Consider the following 2,873-nt stretch of genomic DNA (forward strand, 5'->3'; position numbering starts at 1 on the left):
TGAGCCCATATCATCGACGTACTCACCGACGCCATGGTTCACCGTTTGATAGTCCATATCAGTCATACCTTGATAGTCCAACGCTTCATCGGTGTAGACTGTGGTGCCTGGCTCAGCATGATACCGAACAAATCCTTTCAGAGTTGCCGCATCCGTACCCTTGACTACCCTTGCGCTGACTTGGCCGGTTTTACGATCCTTAACGCCAGCCACAATGACCTTACCTACTGGCCCACGTCCGGTTTGCTCCTTGCGCTTGTCATGGAACATATTCTTGCGCTTACCGCCAACGAAGGTCTCATCAGCTTCAATAGGTCCATCGAAGCCAGGTAGCCATGAAAAATCGAAAGATTCCCGAATTCGATGGGCAAGGAAACAGACGCTTTTCTGGGTGATGCCAAGGTCCCTATGGAGTTTCATACTGGAAATGCCCTTGAGATTAGTGGCAATGAGGAAGATAGCAATGACCCAAATCTGGAATCCCAACTTGGAATATTCCATCACTGTTCCTGTTCTGGTGCTGAACCTTTTACGGCAATTACGGCATCGATACGGCATGGAGCGATGCTTAGTTTTGGGATTCACATTGACAGAGCCGTAATGAGGGCAAATGATTCCTTCAGGCCACCTTGCATCAACAAACTAGGCTTCAGCAGTTTTGTCATCGGGGAACCTTTTCATTAACTGGATAAGTGTGATTCCTTGGCGGTGAGACTTGTCTGGACCTGTGCGACTCACATTTTAAGTGAATAGGTGATAGAGCAAGAATAGGCTGGATAGGGTAGGTTGTCAAGTGCTCTATGCTACTAAGTGGCGGTTTGCTTCAGATTGGAATAAAATTTATTTGAAAGAATTCGAGTTAATTGCATTTGTAAAAATGTAACTTGGTTTAATTTGGAAAGTGTCGTTTTTAGAAAATGGAGCATCTTCAATAATGTGTCTAAATTGAGATTCTTAAGACTTCAGTGGTAGACAAGCTGGGGCACCTACGTATGTAAGCCCCTTTGTGAAGGATGTTGAGGGTGAGGTAAAGATGCTGGTCACCCGACCGTTCCGGGTGGGACCAACCCATGGGAATGGGTGATCTTCTGCAGGTCACCGCCAGCTTACCCTGCACCCATCTCCTCCTCAAGACAGACCACCATGCCGCCCACGCCAGACCGCACCCCATCACCAGCCCCTTGGCGCCGCAGCCTGTTTGCCCAGGATTTTCTCAGCGGCCCGTTGGAGGATTCCCCGGCCTGGCAAGCACTGGGGGAGGGGGAGTTGGTGGCGGTGGAGGCGGGGCTACGGGAGATTATGGAGCGTTTCCCCCAGCAGCACCAGCTCAATGAAGCCACCACCGAGGATGAGTTGATCTGGCCCGTGCTCCAGTGCCTGGGTTGGCGGCATGTCTTGCGGCAACAGCGGCTCAGCAGCCGGGGGCGGGAGGACGTGCCCGACGGGGTGTTGTTTGCCAATGAGGCGGCCAAGGCCAAGGCGCTGGAGCAGGACGAGGAATGGCGACGCTATGGCCATGGGGTGGCGCTGGTGGAAGCCAAGCATTGGGGGGTGGGGTTGGATCGCAGCAGCCCTCAGCAGCGGACTCCGGCCGGCCAGGTGTTGCGTTATTTGCGCCGTGCCGACGACCTGACCCATGGCGCCCTGCGCTGGGGGATTCTCAGCAACGGTCAATGTTGGCGCCTCTATTACGCTGGCGCCCGCTCCGTGGCGGCGGAGTTTTTTGAGATCAATCTACCGGCAGTTTTGCGCCATCAGGACCGCCATGGGCTCAAGTTGTTTGTACTGTTGTTGCGTCCCCAGGCGTTTATGCCGGGTGCGGGTGGCCCAAGCCTGCATGAGTGGGTTCTGAAGGAGAGTCGCCGTTACGGGGAACGGGTTGCCGCCAACCTCTCGGATATGGTACTTTGCCAGGTGTTTCCCAAGCTTGCCAAGGCCTTAGCTGCTGCCGCCAAAGATGTTGGCCAGTCCCTGACTGACCCCTCCTCCCTGGACAAGGTGCGCGAGGCGGCTCTTACCCTGCTTTATCGTCTCCTGTTCATCCTCTATGCGGAGGATCGCGGCTTGTTGCCTGCACATAATCTGCGCTACGATGATTATAGCCTGCGTAAGCGGCGTGATGACGTAAAACGCCGCAAAGAGGCCAAGGATATTTTCTCCACCAGATTTTGTCGCTACTGGTCCCACTTGCAGAATCTTTGCCGGGCCATTGACCAGGGTGATCCCTCAATTGGCCTGCCTCCCTATAACAGCGATCTGTTCAACGCTGCCCAAACACCCCTGCTGGCGGCTGTGAATCTTAATGACCAGGTGATGGCGGACGTGCTGGCGACTCTCTCCTTTGACAGCAAGACAGGAAGCTATATCAACTACCGGGACCTGAGTGTTGAGCAGTTGGGCTCCATTTATGAACGGCTGCTGGATCATGAGCTGGTCTATCAGGAGGGAGCCATCATGGTGCAACCCAAGGTGTTTGCCCGCAAGAAATCGGGCAGTTACTACACGCCGGATGCCCTGGTGCGGCTCATCATCAAGGAAACCTTGACGCCCCTGGTGGAAGGCCGCACTGCCGAGGAGATCCTGGCCCTCAAAATCTGCGATCCGGCCATGGGCTCCGGTCACTTCCTGGTGAGCCTGGTGGATTATCTCAGTGATCGGGTGATCGAAGCCATGGCCGCCACCCCGGAGGACGCGGAACCAAAGCCCCCTGGTGCCGCCGGGCCGAACGGGACAACAGCATCGGTGGCGGCGCGCATCGAGGCCATTCGTGCCACCATCCGGGAAAATGCCCGCCGCGGCGGCTGGGAACTGGAGGAAAGCCAACTGGACGACCGCCACATTGTGCGCCGTCTGGTGTTGAAGCGCTGTGTCTA

The 2,873-nt window shown here is 55.4% G+C and carries 2 protein-coding genes; one reads left to right on the forward strand and one right to left on the reverse strand.

Translation table 11 applies throughout. From position 1 onward, the window contains the following. The coding region (locus FLM9_RS07370) for an IS1595 family transposase (protein ID WP_180365343.1) at window positions 1-501 on the reverse strand (501 nt) is incomplete at its 3' end. A gap of 642 nt (window positions 502-1,143) precedes the next feature. Here FLM9_RS07370 and FLM9_RS07375 point away from each other — a divergent pair. Further along, window positions 1,144-2,873: N-6 DNA methylase (locus FLM9_RS07375; protein ID WP_180365344.1), on the forward strand; the 1,730-nt coding region annotated here is incomplete at its 3' end.

It is taken from the genome of Candidatus Synechococcus spongiarum (assembly GCF_900047545.1).
Classification (GTDB): Bacteria; Cyanobacteriota; Cyanobacteriia; order PCC-6307; family Cyanobiaceae; genus Synechococcus_B; species Synechococcus_B spongiarum_C.